The sequence below is a fragment of the Lysobacter sp. Hz25 genome, from assembly GCF_046097045.1.
Classification (GTDB): Bacteria; Pseudomonadota; Gammaproteobacteria; order Xanthomonadales; family Xanthomonadaceae; genus Lysobacter; species Lysobacter antibioticus_B.
In genome coordinates this window covers 1,257,011-1,272,452 of the sequence record NZ_CP175666.1, presented here as the reverse complement: position 1 = coordinate 1,272,452, position 15,442 = coordinate 1,257,011, and the positions used below count along the sequence as shown (strand labels likewise).

Sequence of the window (15,442 nt, the reverse complement as noted above, 5' to 3'; positions counted from 1 at the left end):
CCATGCTTTGACTAATCCCGAATCCCGAATCCCAAATCCCGACGTCGGCGCCGAAGGCGACGACGTCATCATCCGCATCCGCGGCCTGGTCAATCGCTTCGGCGAACAGGTCGTCCACGATGACCTGGACCTGGACGTGCGGCGCGGCGAGATCATCGGCGTGGTCGGCGGCTCGGGCACCGGCAAGTCGGTGATGATGCGGTCGATCCTGGGCCTGCGTAAGCCCGATGCCGGCGAGATCGAAGTGCTGGGCATCGATGCGCGCAATCCCGACCCGCGCCTGCGCCGCGAGATCGAGCGCAACACCGGCGTGCTGTTTCAGGACGGCGCCCTGTTCTCGTCGCTGACCGTCGGCGAAAACGTGCAGGTGCCGCTGAAGGAGTACCACAGCGACCTGCCCGATTCGCTGCGCTACGAACTCTCGCTGCTCAAGGTCAAGCTGGCCGGCCTGCCGGCCGATGCGATCAACAAGCTGCCCTCGCAGCTGTCGGGCGGCATGCGCAAGCGCGCCGGCCTGGCGCGCGCGCTGGCGCTGGATCCGCCGTTGCTGTTTCTCGACGAGCCCACCGCCGGCCTCGACCCGATCGGCGCGGCGGCGTTCGACCGCCTGATCCGCACCCTGCAACAGGCGCTCGGCCTGACCGTGTTCCTGATCACCCACGACCTCGACACCCTGTACGCGATCTGCGACCGCATCGCCGTGCTCGCCGACAAGAAAGTCATCGCCTGCGCGCCGATCGCCGAAGTCGAAAAGCTGGACCACCCCTGGGTGCAGGAATATTTCCACGGCCCGCGCGCGCGCGCCGCGCAAGTCGCGCGCGACCAGAACCTCGCGGATGCGCCGCCGCCATGACCGCCTGGGGGCTGCCGGCCGACGCGCTGTGGAGCGTGTCGCTGTGGGGACTGCTGTGCGCGGCCGCGGCCTTGCTGTGGTGGCCGAAGGCGCGCGCGGCGAGCCTGTTCCTGCTCGGCGCGGTCGTGGCCGGCGCGCTGCTGCGCGGGTTGCTCGATCCCATCGCCTTGCTGTCCTTCGCCCTGCTCGGCCTCGCCGCCTGGCTGGTGCGGCCGGCCCGCAGCAAAGCCTGGCGCATTACCGGGCACGCGCTGTTCGTGCTGGTCGCCTTCGCCCTGGGCCTGCACCTGATGCCGGGCTTCCACAACCCGCAGCTGCTGACCGATCTGCGCCTGACGCCCGACGCGGCGCCGATGTCGCTGTACTTCAATTTCGACAAGCCGCTGGCCGGATTCTGGTTGCTGCTGTGTTGGCCGTTGCTGAAACGCTTCGGCGAAGGCGAGCAACCGTTCGCGGCCTCGCTGTCGGCGGGCCTGATCGGCGCGGCGCTGGCCGGCCTGCTGTGCCTCGGCCTGGCGCTGGCCCTGGGCGCGGTCGCCTGGGCACCGAAGTGGCCGGCCTTCGGCGCCGTGTGGGCGCTCAACAACCTGCTATTGGTCGCGCTGGCCGAAGAAGCCATGTTCCGCGGCTATCTGCAGGAGGCCTTGCAGCGGCGCTGGCGCGAGGTGCGGCACGGCGCGACCTACGCCACGATGCTGTCGGCGCTGGCCTTCGGCCTGGTCCACGCCGGCGGCGGCTGGCGTTGGGTGCTGCTGGCGAGCCTGGCCGGCCTGGCCTACGGCTGGGCCTATCGCAAGGGCGGCCTGTTCGGCGCCGTACTCGCCCACTTCGGCCTCAACCTCATTCATTTCACCGCGTTTACCTATCCCATGCTGGCATGATGCCGGCCATGAAACACGGCAACGCCCCGTCGTTCAAAGGTGCCTGATGGAAACCAAGGCCAATTACGTCCTCATCGGTGCGTTCACGATCGTCGTGACGCTGTTCCTGCTGTTGTTCGCCCTGTGGGCGGCCAAGTACTCCTCGGAGAAGAGCTGGCGCGAATACGCGGTGATCTTCAACGAGCCGGTCACCGGCCTGTCGGAAGGCAGCACCGTGCAGTACAACGGCATCTCGGTCGGTACCGTGCAACAGCTGAGCCTGGCGCCGGACGACCCGCGCCGGGTCATCGCCAAGCTGCGCCTGCAGGCCGACGCGCCGATCAAGACCGACACCCGCGCCAAGCTGTCGATGACCGGCATCACCGGCAGCCCGATCATCCAGCTCACCGGCGGCAGCCCGAACAGCCCGGCGCTGGCCGACGCCGAGCGCAGCAGCGACATCCCGGTGATCCAGACCGAGGCCTCGGCGCTGCAGAACATCGCCGACACCGCCAACCGCCTGGTCGCGCGCATGGACCAGGTGCTCAGCGACGAGAACGTCAAGCACGTGTCGAACACGCTGGCCAACATCGAATCCTTGACCGGTTCCATCGCAGGCCAGCGCGAAGACCTGCGTGCGCTGATCACCAACGCGCGCAAGTCCAGCGAGCAACTCGCCGTGACCCTCAACACCACCAACCGCGCGGTCGAAAGCGTCGACCGCGAGCTGGTCGACAAGCTGCCGGGCCTGATCGCCAAGCTCGACAGCACCCTGACCAAGCTCGATTCGGCCGCGACCGGCGCCAACGGCATCCTCACCGACAACCGCGCCGCGATCAGCAGCTTCGCCAACGACGGCCTGGCCCAGCTCGGCCCGACCCTCAGCGAACTGCGCTCGCTGGTGCGCGACCTGCGTCGGATCAGCGACCGCCTCGACAACAACCCGACCCGCTACCTGCTGGGCCGCGATGCGACCAAGGAATTCGAGCCCGAATGAGGCGTATGGCGAGCCCATCGATACAGCGGTCGGCAGACCAAGCCGGCGAACGTTCGAACCATGTTGCGAAGACGATCATGACTCAGACTCCCCGATTCGATGCATCCTCCGGCAGCTCCGCTTTCGTACGTCGCTTCGGTTGGCTCTTCGCCGGTGCGGCCGTATTGGCCTTGACCGGTTGCTCGTCGATCCTCGGCGAGAAGCCGAAGAAGCCGACCACCCAGTACGCGCCCGATCCGCGCGTGCAGGCCGATCCGTCGTGGCCGAACGCGAACTGGCAGCTGTCGTTGAGCGCGCCCAACGCCGCGCGCATGATCGACAGCCTGCGCATCGCCGTGCGCCCGACCGGCAACGAGATCGAGGTCTACAAGGGCGCGGCCTGGGCCAAGCTGCCGAGCAGCATGATCGAGGACGCCCTGCTGCGTACGCTCGAGGACTCCGGCAAGATCGCCGCGGTCGCGCGCCAGGGCAGCGGCATCGGCGGCGACTACAAGCTGGTGCTCGACATGCGCCGCTTCGAGTCGGACTACGGCCAGGGCGCGGCGGTGCCGTCGGCGATCATCGAGATCAATGCCAAGCTGATGCACAACTCCGACCAGAAGGTGGTCGCCTCGCACACTTTCCTGCAGGCGCAACCCGCCGCGACCACCGCGGTGCCCGACGTGGTCGAGGCCTTCGAGCGCTCGCTGGAAACCGTCACCGGCGAGATCGCCGGCTGGACGCTGACTTCGGGCAACGCGCACGACAAGACCCACAAGCGCTGACCCAGGCCGCGGCTCCAACGGGCCCCGGCGGCCGCGCCGCGACCGCCGCGCGAAAAACGCGTGAAGGCTTTGCGCAAGAATGTACCCGGTGACCGCCGACACAAGCCGCCGCGCACCCGCTGCCTAGACTGCGCCTGTCGCCGTCGTGGCGCGCATCGGGGAAATGGCATGACCGCACCGTTCTCGCAGCGCCGGCGCGCCAGCGCACGACGCAGCCTGCTCGCGCTCGCCCTGGCCCTGGAACTGATCGCCTGGATCGGCCTGGCGCAGGCAACCCCGCCCGGCACGATCGATTACGAAACCATCGGCGCGACGCCGCTGCGCGCGCTCGGTCGCGACGTGCAGACGCCCGATGCCACTACCAACGTCTTGTTCGGTGCGCAGCTGGCGAATCCCGCGCCGGTCACTTACGAACAGATCGTGTTCGCGGTGCGCGATGGCGCCGACCGCAACTACGACCTCGGCCACCAGAGCGGCTATACGGTCGGCACGAGCGTGCGCGAACTCACCGGCAGCGGCCGCTTCCCGGCCGGCCAATATCGTTACTGGGTTTCCTACTACGCCAACGGGCGCTGGACCGATCTGGCGCCGCAGCGCAGTTTCACCGTAACCACGACGCCGGTCACCGACCCCACCGCGACGCGTCCGCTCGGCGCCGGCACGAACTGGGTGTATCGCTTCGGCGACGAGTTCGACGGCAACGCGGTCGACTGGACCAAGTGGGCCGACGACTCTTCCGCCGAAGCCGACCACGGCCACGGCAACCCCGGCAATCAGCAACTGGAATGGAATCAGGGCAAGAACTGCTCGGTGAGCAACGGCGTGCTGTCGATGTTCGCCAAGCGCGAGAGCGTGCGCTCGCCTTCGGGCCGCACCTACGACTGGACCTCGTGCCTGCTGTCCTCGCACAAACGCTACAACTTCCGTTACGGCTTCATCGAAGCGCGCATGAAGCTTCCGGGCGCGGCCGGCTTCTGGCCCGCGTTCTGGACCTTCCAGGCACCGGGCGCGCAGCAGTGGAACGAGACCGACGTGTTCGAGTACTACTCCGACAACAAGAGCCGGCTGTACTTGAACCAGTACGTGATCAAGAACGGCGCCGAGCAACTGGACAGCTACATCCACACCACCAGCTTCGACCCGAGCGCCGGCTACCACGTCTACGGCGCCGACATCGCCCCCGATGCGACGCGCTTCTACATCGACGGCCAACTGGTGCGCACCACCGCCAACGTCAGCCAGATCGAAACCTCGATCCTGATCGACCATTTCGTCTACGCAGGCAAGCCTCCTGCGGTGACGACGCAATCGGCGATCACCTGGGTCGATTACGTCCGCGCCTGGCAGCGGCCGTAGCGGAGTCGTTCGGCCGCAAGGCCGGAAGGGCTTCGGCTGATCCAACCTCTTGGGCAGGCGCGGCGCAAGCCGCGACCGCATCCTCTCAGTCGCGTCGTAGTTGCGGATTCGCGGGCGCAGCTTGCGCAGCTCCTACAAGGCGCTTCGGTTGGATTCGGCTGGCTCTTGCTCTTGGGCAGGAGCGGCGCGAGCCGCGATCGCGCCAACGCGCCGACTGCGTCACCCGCACAGAACCGAGGCCCTGTCAAACCCGCGGCCCGATCACCCGGAACGTCAGGTTGATCCGCTCGCCCACCGGCCGCGCCGTGCGCGGCAACGCATGGCGGAAATTCGCCTGGGTCGGCCCCGACATCACCAGCAAACTGCCGTGCCCCAGTTCCAAAGCGCCCTTCAACTCCGCGCGGCGCCGATGCTTGAACGCGAAGCGGCGCGTCGCCCCGAGGCTCAAGGACGCAATCACCGGCCTCGGCCCGAGCTCGCGCTCGTCGTCGCTGTGCCAGCCCATCGCATCGCGGCCATTGCGGTAGCGATTGGCGAGCACGCTGTTGAAGCCGACCCCGAGCTCGCGCGTCAGCCGCTCGCGGATCGGCGCCAGCGCAGCGGGCCAGGGATACGGACGGAAGTCGGCGCCGGAGTAACGGTAGTGCGCCTCGGGGTCGCCGATCCAACTGCTGAGCCGCGGCGAATCGTGCTCGCGCCCGAACAGGCGGATGCGGTGTACCTCCCAGCGGATGTCTTCGACCAGGGCGGCGTGTAGGGCATCGGCGGCGGCGCGCTCCAGCCAGTGCGGATCGAAAGCCAGTTCGGCGTCTTCCAGAGGCAGGCGTTGCAAGGGCATGGCGGCACGCTAGCACGCGTCGCGCGGGCCTCGCGATCCGGATCTTGCGCCCGCCCGGCGGCCATCGCCTGGCCTCCATACGCCCCTCGCCGCGAACGTCCGGGAACGCGTGCGCAACAGTACGCAAAGCGTTTCAAACACCGGCGCCGCGCGGCGCCGACAGGGTCACATTTGGCGCTGCCACCGCAAACCCGCGACAATATGCGGATCGCACGCCAGAGTCCCGCCAGCATGAGCGAACAGCCGATCGATACGGTCCAGCCGTCCGACACGCCAGCCATCGAAATCGAACGCGACGTCATGGAGTACGACGTCGTCACCGTAGGCGCCGGCCCGGCCGGGCTGTCGTTCGCGATCCGGCTCAAGCAGCTCAATCCGGAGCTGTCGGTCTGCGTGATCGAAAAATCCAGCACCATCGGTGCGCACATCCTGTCCGGCGCGGTGATCGAGACCGGGCCGCTGGACGCGCTGCTGCCGAACTGGCGCGACAACCCGCCGCCGATCTGCGTGCCGGCCACCGACGACGAGTTCTGGCTGCTCAGCAAGACCGGCGGGCGCAAGCTGCCGGTGCCGCCGGGCATGCACAACCAGGGCAACGTCATCGTCAGCCTCGGCGCGATGTGCGCCTGGCTGGCGCCGCAGGCCGAAGCCCTCGGCGTCGAGATCTACCCCGGCTTCGCCGCCGCCGAGACCCTGCACGACCCCGACGGCCGCGTCGCCGGCGTGCGCATCGGCGACATGGGCATCGCCAAGGACGGCAGCCACAAGTCCGGCTTCACCGCCGGCATCGACATCCGCGCCAAGGTCACCGTGTTCGCCGAAGGCGCGCGCGGCCATCTGACCAAGCGCCTGATCAAGCGCTTCAAGCTCGATGCCGACAGCGACCCGCAGGGTTATTCGATCGGCATCAAGGAACTGTGGCAGGTGCCGGAAGACCGGGTCAGCCCCGGCAAGATCGTGCACGGCTTCGGCTGGCCGGCCGACAGCCACACCTACGGCGGCAGCTTCCTGTATCACCTCGACAAGGGCCGCATCGCGCTCGGCTACGTCAGCGGCCTGGATTACCGCGACCCCGACTACAAGCCGTGGGAGGCCTTCCAGCAATGGAAGAACCACCCGATGGTCAAGCCGCTGCTGGAAGGCGGCAACCTGGTCTCGGCCGGCGCGCGCGCGATCGTCACCGGCGGTTATCAGTCGCTGCCCAAGGTCGAGATGCCCGGCGCGCTGCTGATCGGCGACACCGCCGGCCTGCTCAACGTGCCCAAGGTCAAGGGCACCCACCAGGCGATCCGCTCCGGCATGCTCGCCGCCGAACACCTGGCGCAGTCGCTGAGCAGCGAAGGTTTCGACGCCAAGCTGCGCGCTTCCGATGCGATGGCCGAGCTCAAGAAGGTCCGCAACATCAAGCCCGCGTTCAAGCGCGGCCTGTGGTTCGGCATGCTCAACGCCGCCTGGGAAACCGTCACCGGCGGACTTTCGCCGTGGACCTTGAAGAACAAGGCCGACTGGTCGTCGTTGCAGAAGCTCGGCGAGGCCGAGAAGCCCAAGCGCGATTATGTGGATCGCAGCCTGGCGCCGCGCGATCGCCTCGCCTCGGTGTACTTCGCCGCCACCGAGCACGACGAAGACCAGCCGGTGCACCTCAAGGTCGCCGACACCAACATCTGCATTACCCAGTGCGCCGAGGAATACGGCAACCCCTGCACGCGCTTCTGCCCGGCCGGCGTCTACGAGATCGTCGAAGAGGCCGGCGCCAAGCGCCTGCAGATCAACTCGGCGAACTGCGTGCACTGCAAGACCTGCGACATCAAGGACCCGTACGAGATCATCAACTGGGTCACCCCGGAAGGCGGCTCGGGGCCGAATTACCAGAACCTCTGAGGTCTGGCGCCGCCTGCGCGGCGCTCATGAGGCAGCGGCGTCGCATGACGCCGCCTGCCCGTACTTCCTAGGTCCACGCATGACCGGCTCCGGCCATGCGTATGAGGTCAGCGACGAATCAGGCTCCAGCCGACCGGGTAGCCCGGCAATGCCTGTCCCGCGAAAGTCGTCCCATTCCATGCCCAGATCTGCATCGACTGACCGTCGCTCCAGACGATGTCGCCACGGCCGTCGCCGTTCCAATCGCCGACCTGGATCGGCCGCCACGCCGTCGATGCGTTGAAGCCCGCACCGGACAGGCGCGTGCCGCCGTCCATGCGCCAATACGCGACCTGGCCCGTCGGCTGATGACGCCACAGCACGTCGTCCTTGCCGTCGCCGTCGATATCGACCACACCGAACAAAGCCCATCCCGTGGGGTAGCCGCCCATGTCCAGACCCGCGTACCCCCCGCCAACTCGGCCTGCCCACAACTGCATCGACGTACCGTCGGTCCAGATCAGGTCCAGGCGTCCGTCGCCGCTCAGGTCGCCGCTGCCGAGCACGCGCCATGCGGGAGACGTCGCATGCACGCTGCTGCCGGAAATCTCCGGACCATTCATCAGCCAAATGCTGATCAGCGAGTTGGCTTCGTCGCGCCACACCAGATCGGTGCGGCCGTCGCCGTTGACGTCGCCGACCGCGATCACTCGATAGCCGGCGGGATAGGTGCGCATGACGCCGCCGGCGAACGCAGTGCCGTTGCCTTCCCACATCTGCATCTGGATACCGTCGGTCCAGATCAGGTCCATGCGTCCGTCGCCGCGGAAATCGCCCGTGGCCACGACGCTCCAGGTCGGTCCGACCGAATAGCCGGCGCCGCCGGTCTTGCTGCCGCCGTTCATCGTCCAATACGCCCAGTCGGTCTTGGCATCGAGACGCCAAAGCAGGTCGGAGCGGCCGTCGCCATTCACGTCCTGGGCGCGCGCATCGATCAGCTCCGGAAACTGCGGGGCAATCGGCACCGGAGGTACGACCGTGGCGCGGAAGGTGGCGATGATCGGCTGGGTCTGGTTGAGGGTTTGGGCGGTATCGGCCTGGCCGACGACACCGCAGGCGTAGCCGCCGCAGGTGCTGATGCGCGGGTTCGAGAACACGCGATACGAGGTCTGGCCCGGATCGCCGTAAGCCATGATGTCGTAGAAGTTGCCGGTGACCGCACCGGCCCTGTAGCCGAACGAATAGGCGTACGCGCCGTACTGCAGGGTGCCGCTGGATGACGCCGTATCGCGATCGTGCTGCGCGCCCATGTTGTGGCCCAGCTCGTGCGCGAAGGTTTCGTCGCGGCAGAAATAGGTCGTGCCGCCATCGTTCTGGCGCCCATCGCCGACGACGGAGTAACCGTTGGTCGCCGACGACGCGCTGATCGGCTGCTGATTACCGCCGAGCAGCCAGGCGATGCCGCAACCGTCCTGCGCGGCGCGATCGTACTTGCGCACGAACGACACCAGGTCGGCGCCGTATTGCTCGCGTGCCGCACGCAATGCATTGAAGGCGGGATCGACCGGCGTCGTGCGCGTGCCGGTCATCTTTTCCAGCACGCCGCCGTTGTCGGAGTCGTCCGGGTAGTTGACCTGCATGGCGTGGACCATGCGGATGCGCGAAGTGATCTGGCTGTTGACGTAGGCCTGATTGGTCACTTCCACCAGATAGTTCAGGCGGGTCACGGCTTGGGAGGGGCCGCCCAGACCGTTGGCGAAACCGTCGCTGTAGCCGACCAGGACATCGACCAGGACCTGGCCGTCGGCCGCGGTCGCCGCGGCGCCGATCGAAGCGCTCGTCGGCGCGAGACTCGATGCATTCGCCGCCGCGGTCGGTATCAGATAGTCGTCGGCATGATCGGGACCGATCGAATTTTCGATCAGCGCCAGCTTGGCCGGATCGGTCTCGACCAACCACGACTTGCCGTCGCGCAAGGTCAACTTGAGTGCGGGCTTGCCGGGCTGGGCGATGCTGCCGAATACCGCGCGTTCGCCGAAAGTGATGATGGCCTCTTGGGCGAGGCCGCCGCGGTCGATGCGTCCGACCCAGGTCCAGTCGCCGCTCGGATGCTCGACGTGGCGCTCGTAACGGAAGTCGAGTTTTTCGCCGGAGGGCGTGGTGATGCGCAGATGGCCGCCGATGATCGCGGCAAGCGCGTGCTGCTCGCTCAATTCGACGCGGTGCCAGGTATAGGCGCCGTCCGAAACGACCGGCTGCTTGGTCGGATAAGCGGTCAGGTCGCCGCGATCGGGAAGACGTGCGAAGCCGGCAGCGGCGATGCGGCGCGTCGCAAGCCGTGCCGATACCGGATCTGCGAATGGGCTCGTTGCCGAACGCATTGGCGGAGCGGACGTCGCCGCTGCGCTCGCTAGCCCTGGAGCGACTGAGGAAGAACCGGAGTCGGATGACGAGCAGCCGGCCAAGAACAGCGCCAGCATCCCCAGGAAAACCAAATTGCGCATCGCGATCAGCCAGATAAAAGCAGCGCCGCATCCTGCATCCGCAGCGCGGATACTTCAATGCTGATCCCAAACGCACGAAAAACTAATCGAGAACCAGGTCACAATTTTGCAGCGAGCCGCTAGGGCGGGCCTCTCGCGAGGCCGCCCCCAGGCTATTCAGGCGGTCAGCAGCGGCACGCCGGTCTTCGTGCGCAGTTCGTCTTCGTTCACCCCGGGAGCGGTCTCGACCAGCACCAGACCGCGCTCGGTCACGTCCATGACCGCGAGCTCGGTGATGATGCGATTGACCACGCCCAGGCCGGTCAGCGGCAGCGTGCATTCGGGCAGGATCTTGTGCTCGCCGTTCTTGGCGCTGTGCTCCATCAGCACGACCACGCGCTTGACGCCGGCGACCAGATCCATCGCGCCGCCCATGCCCTTGACCATCTTGCCGGGCACCATCCAGTTGGCCAGGTCGCCCTTGTCGGTGACCTGCATTGCGCCGAGGATCGCCAGGTCGATATGACCGCCGCGGATCATCGCGAAGCTGTCGTGGCTGCCGAAGTAACTCGCGCCCTGGCGCGCGGTCACGGTCTGCTTGCCGGCGTTGATGAGGTCGGCGTCGATCTCGCTTTCGGTCGGGAACGGACCGATGCCGAGCAGGCCGTTCTCGGACTGCAGCCATACGTCCATGCCGTCGGGAATGAAGTTGGCGACCAGCGTCGGCAGGCCGATGCCGAGGTTGACGTAGGCGCCATCGGTGAGTTCCTGCGCGGCGCGCTGCGCCATTTCATCGCGGGACCAAGACATTGATAATTCTTCCTGTATAGGTGGACGCAATTGAAGTGCCGACGGAGAAAGCCGGTTTACGGCGACAGGCTCCGGAAGCTTTTCCCGTATAGCTGAATGTATCGAATCGACTACGGAGAAAATCGGTTTGCGACGATCGGCTCCGAGAGTTTTTCCCGTATAGCTGGGCGCATCGAAATCGACGAGGCAGAAAACCGGCGTGCGAGCCGCAGCGACCGCTCCAACCTAAGCGCATCGATCGCAAAGACGCGCATAAGGTCAATACGGCCCGCCCACTCACCCAGCCCGCACCGTCCGCTGCTCGATGCGCTTCTCCGGCGTCGCATTGACGACGATCCGATCGACGTAGATACCCGGCAGGTGCACGTGATCGGGATCGATCGCGCCGACTTCGACCAGTTCCTCGACTTCGGCGATGCAGACCTTGCCGGCCATCGCGCAGGCCGGGTTGAAGTTGCGCGCGGTCTTGCGGAACACCAGGTTGCCGGCCTTGTCGGCCTTCCACGCCTTGACCAGCGACACGTCGGCTTTGAGCGCGGTTTCCATGACGTAGTGATGGCCGTCGAACTCGCGCGTCTCCTTGCCGTCGGCCACCACGGTGCCGTAGCCGGTGCGGGTGAAGAAGGCCGGGATGCCGGCGCCGCCGGCACGCAGGCGCTCGGCCAGGGTGCCCTGCGGATTGAATTCGAGTTCGAGTTCGCCGGACAGGAACTGGCGCTCGAATTCCTTGTTCTCGCCGACGTAGGACGAGATCATTTTCTTGATCTGGCGAGTTTCCAGCAGCAGGCCCAGGCCGAAACCGTCGACGCCGGCGTTGTTGGAGATCGCGGTGATGCCCTTGACGCCGCTGTCGCGCAGCGCGCCGATCAGAGCCTCGGGAATGCCGCATAGGCCGAAGCCGCCGACGGCGAGGGTCTGCCCGTCCGCCACCACGTCCTGCAGGGCTTGTTTCGCACTGGGGTACAGCTTGCTCTTCGCGGCGCCGGTGGGCGTCGCGGCGATGGCCTCGGCCATGGGACAACTCCTTTGCGGGATGGGCGCAGTTTAGCCTGCGGCCGGGTCCGGACGTAGCGGACTTTCGGGCAATACCGCGACAATGCCCCGATCGTGTGCCGACGCTAGACTTGCGACATGAGCCGACTCGCCCTGGTCACCGCCATCGCCGCCGCCGGGCAGGACGACGACCTGTCGCCCCTGCTCCAGGCCTGTGCCGCACGCGGCATCGCCGCCGAGATCCGCGCCTGGGACGACCCCAGCGTGGCCTGGGCACGATACGACGCCGTACTGCTGCGCTCGCCCTGGGACTACACCGAACGCCTCGACGAATTCCTGGCCTGGTGCGAACGCGTCGACGCGTGCACGCGCCTGCTCAATCCCTGGCCGGTGGTGCGCTGGAATACCGACAAGCATTATCTGGCCGACCTGGCCGCGCGCGGCGTGCCGGTGGTGCCGAGCGCGTTCGTCGAACCCGACATGGATGCGCTGCCGGCCCTGCAGGAGTTTCTCGCCGCCTATCCGGACGCCGACGAATTCGTGGTCAAGCCGGCGATCAGCGCCGGCTCGCGCGACACCCAGCGTTATGCGCGCGCGCAGGAATTCGCCGCGGCCAATCACCTCGCGCGCCTGCTCGACGAGGGCCGCAGCGCGATGCTGCAGCCCTATCTGGCCTCGGTCGATCGCGACGGCGAGACCGCGCTGATGCATTTCAACGGCGTGTTCAGTCACGCCATCCGCAAAGGCGCGATGCTGCAACGCGAGGATGCCTTGAACCTGCGCGCGGTCGAACGCATCACCGCGCGCGAGGCCGGCGACGACGAACGCAGGGTCGCCCTGCATGCGCTGACCGCGATGACGGCGCGGCTCGATCTCGAAGAGCCGTTGCCGTACGCCCGCGTCGACCTGATCCGCGACGGGGAAGGCCGGCCGCAGTTGCTGGAGCTGGAGTTGTGCGAACCCTCGCTGTTCTTCGCTCACGCACAAGGCAGCGCCGAGCGTTTCGCCGAAGTGCTGGCCGAATTGCTGGCGACGCTGCAGGTCGACTGAGCCGGCCGATCCGCGGCGGCGGCACCGGCCTCGCAGGCACGGCGCCGCAAAGAAAAAACCGGCCTCGCGGCCGGTTTTTTCATGCGCGGACGCGACGGGCCGCTTACGAACGCCCGTACACGTCCTCGAGGCGGACGATGTCGTCCTCGCCCAGATACGCGCCCGACTGCACCTCGATCAACTCGACCGGCTCGGTGCCGTTATTGCGCAGGCGATGGACGCTGCCGAGCGGGATGTAGGTGCTCTGGTTCTCGTGCAGATCGAACACCTTGTCGTCGCAGGTCACCTCGGCCACGCCGGAGACCACGATCCAGTGCTCGGCGCGCTTGTGGTGCTTCTGCAGGCTCAGCACACCGCCGGGCTTGACCACGATGCGCTTGACCTGGAAACGCTCGCCCATGTCGATCGAATCGTAGTTGCCCCAGGGGCGGTAGACCTTGCGGTGGAACAGGTGCTCCTGGCGACCGGCCTGCTTGAGCTTGTCGACGATGGTCTTGACGTCCTGCACCCGGTCCTTGCGCGCGACCAGGGTCGCGTCGGGCGTGTCGACGATGACCAGGTCCTCGACGCCGATGGTGGCGATCATGCGGCGCTCGGAGGCGCGCACCAGGCTGCCGGTGGTGTCGACCGAGATCACATCGCCTTCGTAGCGGTTGCCGTCTTCGTCGCGCTCGGCCACCGACCACAGCGACGACCAGGAGCCGATATCGCTCCATCCGCAGCTGACCGGCACCACCGCGGCGCGGTCGGTCTTCTCCATCACCGCGTAGTCGATCGAATCGTTCGGGCTGGCGGCGAACGCCTCCTTGCCGACGCGGATGAAGTCCAGGTCGGTCTGCGCCTGCGCGTAGGCTGCACGCGCCGCGCTCAGGATGCCCGGCGCATGACGGCCGAGTTCGTCGATGAAACGCTGGGCCTTGAACAGGAACATGCCCGAGTTCCAGGCATAGGTGCCTTGGGCCAGATAGCCCTCGGCCGTGGCCAGGTCGGGCTTCTCGACGAAACGACTGACCCGGTAACCGCCCTCGCCGAGGGACTCGCCCCGGGCGATGTAACCGTAGCCGGTCTCCGGATAGTCCGGATGGATGCCGAAGGTGACCAGCCAATCCTGATCGGCCAGCGCCGCCGCACGCGCGACGGCATCGCGGAAGGCCTGCACGTCTTCGATCAAGTGATCGGCCGGCAGCACCAGCATGGTCGCCTCCGGCTCTTTCGCAACCAGATGCAGCGCGGCCAGGGCGATCGCCGGCGCGGTGTTGCGCGCGATCGGCTCGAGCAGGATGGCGCCGTTGGCGACACCGATGGCCTGCAGTTGCTCGCCGACCATGAAACGGTGGTCCTCGGCGCAAACCGTGACCGGCGCACCGGCATCGGGCAAGGCGTTGGCGCGCAGAATGGTCTCTTGGAACAGCGAGTGATCGCCGATCAGCGTGAGGAACTGCTTGGGTTGATTCTGGCGCGAAAGCGGCCACAGGCGCGAACCGCTGCCACCGCTGAGAACGACGGGATGAAGCATCCTGGCTCCAGATTTCGGAACGGGAAAGGGCGCTAAGAATAGCCGAACGCCCCGCCATCAGGCTTCACGGCACTTAACCGGAGCTGGCCCGGGGCCGTTAAAATGAGCCGTAGCGTCCGGTACGGACCACCCATCGCGCAGCCAGGAAAGGACGCCATGACCAATGCTCCGATCGCCTCGCCGCTGTCCCTGAGCCCTGCCGGATCTTCGGGATCGACGGTCGAAGCCACCGCTTTCGGCGCCCACGTGCTGTCGTGGCGCTGCCGCGGGCGCGAGCGCCTGTACCTCAGCCCGCATGCCAGCTTCGGCGCCGGCAAGGCGATCCGCGGCGGCATCCCGGTGATCTTTCCGCAGTTCGCCGAACGCGGCCCCGGACCGCGCCATGGCTTCGCCCGGACCTGCGCGTGGGATGCCGTCGAGACCGGGCCCGAACGCCTGCTGTTCCGCTTCGCCGACGACGAGACGACGCGGGCGTCGTGGCCGCACCGCTTCGTCGCCGAGCTCAGCGTCGAACCCGCGTTGGACCGGCTGCGCACCGCACTGAGCATCCGCAACCGCGGCGACGAGGCATTCGAGTTCACCGCCGCCCTGCACACCTACCTGCGCGTGGCCGATGTCGCCGGCACCCTCGTGCATGGGCTCGAAGACCGGCCCTACCTGGACTCGACCCGGCAGGGGTTGCAGTGCGAGCCCGACGACGCTCCGGTGCGTTTCGAAGCCGAGCTCGATCGCATCTACCCGGATGTTCGCAGGCCGCTGCGCCTGACCGACGGCGAGGAACTGCTGCGGCTCGAAGCCGAGGGCTTCAGCGACGTCGTGGTCTGGAACCCAGGCCGGGCCCTCGCCGCCGGCATGAGCGATCTCGGCGCCGAGGAGTACCACCGTTTCGTCTGCGTCGAAGCCGCCGCGGTGCTGGTCCCAATCCGGCTCGAACCGGAACAGTCCTGGACCGGTGCACAGACCCTGGTGGTCGAGGCACGGGCGGACGCCTGAGCCGTCGCCCCGACCGCACGCCTCTCGGGCGCTGGCGGCGGACGATCCAGGCCTGGGAAGCCCCCGTCG

Annotated in this window: 13 protein-coding genes; 8 read left to right on the top strand and 5 right to left on the bottom strand. The window is 67.2% G+C overall.

Features of this window, described 5'->3' with window-relative positions; translation table 11 throughout:
- Positions 1-7: 7 nt before the first annotated feature.
- The 5 genes from ACKN61_RS05300 (at position 8) to ACKN61_RS05280 (ending at position 4,830) form a co-directional block, all read left to right on the top strand.
- On the top strand, positions 8-853 hold the full coding sequence (locus ACKN61_RS05300; protein ID WP_408952621.1) for an ABC transporter ATP-binding protein: 846 nt from the start codon (positions 8-10) through the stop codon (positions 851-853).
- Positions 850-1,734: a lysostaphin resistance A-like protein gene (locus ACKN61_RS05295; RefSeq protein ID WP_408952620.1), complete on the top strand. Its 885-nt coding sequence runs from the start codon at positions 850-852 to the stop codon at positions 1,732-1,734. Before ACKN61_RS05300 ends, ACKN61_RS05295 begins: the two co-directional genes overlap by 4 nt.
- 46 nt (positions 1,735-1,780) lie before the next feature.
- Positions 1,781-2,710: an MlaD family protein gene (locus tag ACKN61_RS05290; RefSeq protein WP_031371531.1), complete on the top strand. Its 930-nt coding sequence runs from the start codon at positions 1,781-1,783 to the stop codon at positions 2,708-2,710.
- A gap of 77 nt (positions 2,711-2,787) precedes the next feature.
- On the top strand, positions 2,788-3,474 hold the full coding sequence (locus ACKN61_RS05285; protein ID WP_408952619.1) for an ABC-type transport auxiliary lipoprotein family protein: 687 nt from the start codon (positions 2,788-2,790) through the stop codon (positions 3,472-3,474).
- A 168-nt stretch (positions 3,475-3,642) separates the two neighbouring features.
- On the top strand, positions 3,643-4,830 hold the full coding sequence (locus ACKN61_RS05280) for a family 16 glycosylhydrolase (RefSeq protein WP_408952618.1): 1,188 nt from the start codon (positions 3,643-3,645) through the stop codon (positions 4,828-4,830).
- Between the two features lie 244 nt (positions 4,831-5,074).
- Here ACKN61_RS05280 and ACKN61_RS05275 read toward each other — a convergent pair whose 3' ends face one another.
- The gene (locus ACKN61_RS05275; RefSeq protein ID WP_408952617.1) at positions 5,075-5,668 is read right to left on the bottom strand and encodes an alpha-ketoglutarate-dependent dioxygenase AlkB family protein; all 594 of its coding nucleotides are present in this window, start codon (positions 5,666-5,668) and stop codon (positions 5,075-5,077) included.
- Between the two features lie 231 nt (positions 5,669-5,899).
- Between ACKN61_RS05275 and ACKN61_RS05270 the strand changes: the two genes are divergently transcribed.
- Positions 5,900-7,549: an electron transfer flavoprotein-ubiquinone oxidoreductase gene (locus tag ACKN61_RS05270; RefSeq protein ID WP_408952616.1), complete on the top strand. Its 1,650-nt coding sequence runs from the start codon at positions 5,900-5,902 to the stop codon at positions 7,547-7,549.
- A 107-nt stretch (positions 7,550-7,656) separates the two neighbouring features.
- On the opposite strand, the gene ACKN61_RS05265 is transcribed toward ACKN61_RS05270, so the two are convergent.
- The 3 genes from ACKN61_RS05265 to ACKN61_RS05255 form a co-directional block, all read right to left on the bottom strand.
- The gene (locus tag ACKN61_RS05265; protein ID WP_408952615.1) at positions 7,657-9,909 is read right to left on the bottom strand and encodes an FG-GAP-like repeat-containing protein; all 2,253 of its coding nucleotides are present in this window, start codon (positions 9,907-9,909) and stop codon (positions 7,657-7,659) included.
- A 279-nt stretch (positions 9,910-10,188) separates the two neighbouring features.
- Positions 10,189-10,821, bottom strand: coding sequence for a CoA transferase subunit B (locus tag ACKN61_RS05260; RefSeq protein ID WP_408952614.1), 633 nt, complete (start codon positions 10,819-10,821; stop codon positions 10,189-10,191).
- Between the two features lie 276 nt (positions 10,822-11,097).
- On the bottom strand, positions 11,098-11,835 hold the full coding sequence (locus ACKN61_RS05255) for a CoA transferase subunit A (protein WP_408952613.1): 738 nt from the start codon (positions 11,833-11,835) through the stop codon (positions 11,098-11,100).
- Positions 11,836-11,952: 117 nt separating this feature from the next.
- Between ACKN61_RS05255 and ACKN61_RS05250 the strand changes: the two genes are divergently transcribed.
- Positions 11,953-12,864 (top strand): RimK family alpha-L-glutamate ligase, encoded by a 912-nt coding sequence (locus tag ACKN61_RS05250; RefSeq protein WP_408952612.1) that lies wholly within the window; start codon positions 11,953-11,955, stop codon positions 12,862-12,864.
- 103 nt (positions 12,865-12,967) lie between these two features.
- On the opposite strand, the gene ACKN61_RS05245 is transcribed toward ACKN61_RS05250, so the two are convergent.
- Complete coding sequence (locus tag ACKN61_RS05245; RefSeq protein WP_408952611.1) at positions 12,968-14,380, bottom strand: mannose-1-phosphate guanylyltransferase/mannose-6-phosphate isomerase; 1,413 nt, start codon at positions 14,378-14,380, stop codon at positions 12,968-12,970.
- Between the two features lie 156 nt (positions 14,381-14,536).
- Here ACKN61_RS05245 and ACKN61_RS05240 point away from each other — a divergent pair, with 156 nt between their 5' ends.
- The gene (locus tag ACKN61_RS05240) at positions 14,537-15,373 is read left to right on the top strand and encodes a D-hexose-6-phosphate mutarotase (RefSeq protein WP_408952610.1); all 837 of its coding nucleotides are present in this window, start codon (positions 14,537-14,539) and stop codon (positions 15,371-15,373) included.
- The last annotated feature ends 69 nt before the right edge of the window (positions 15,374-15,442 follow it).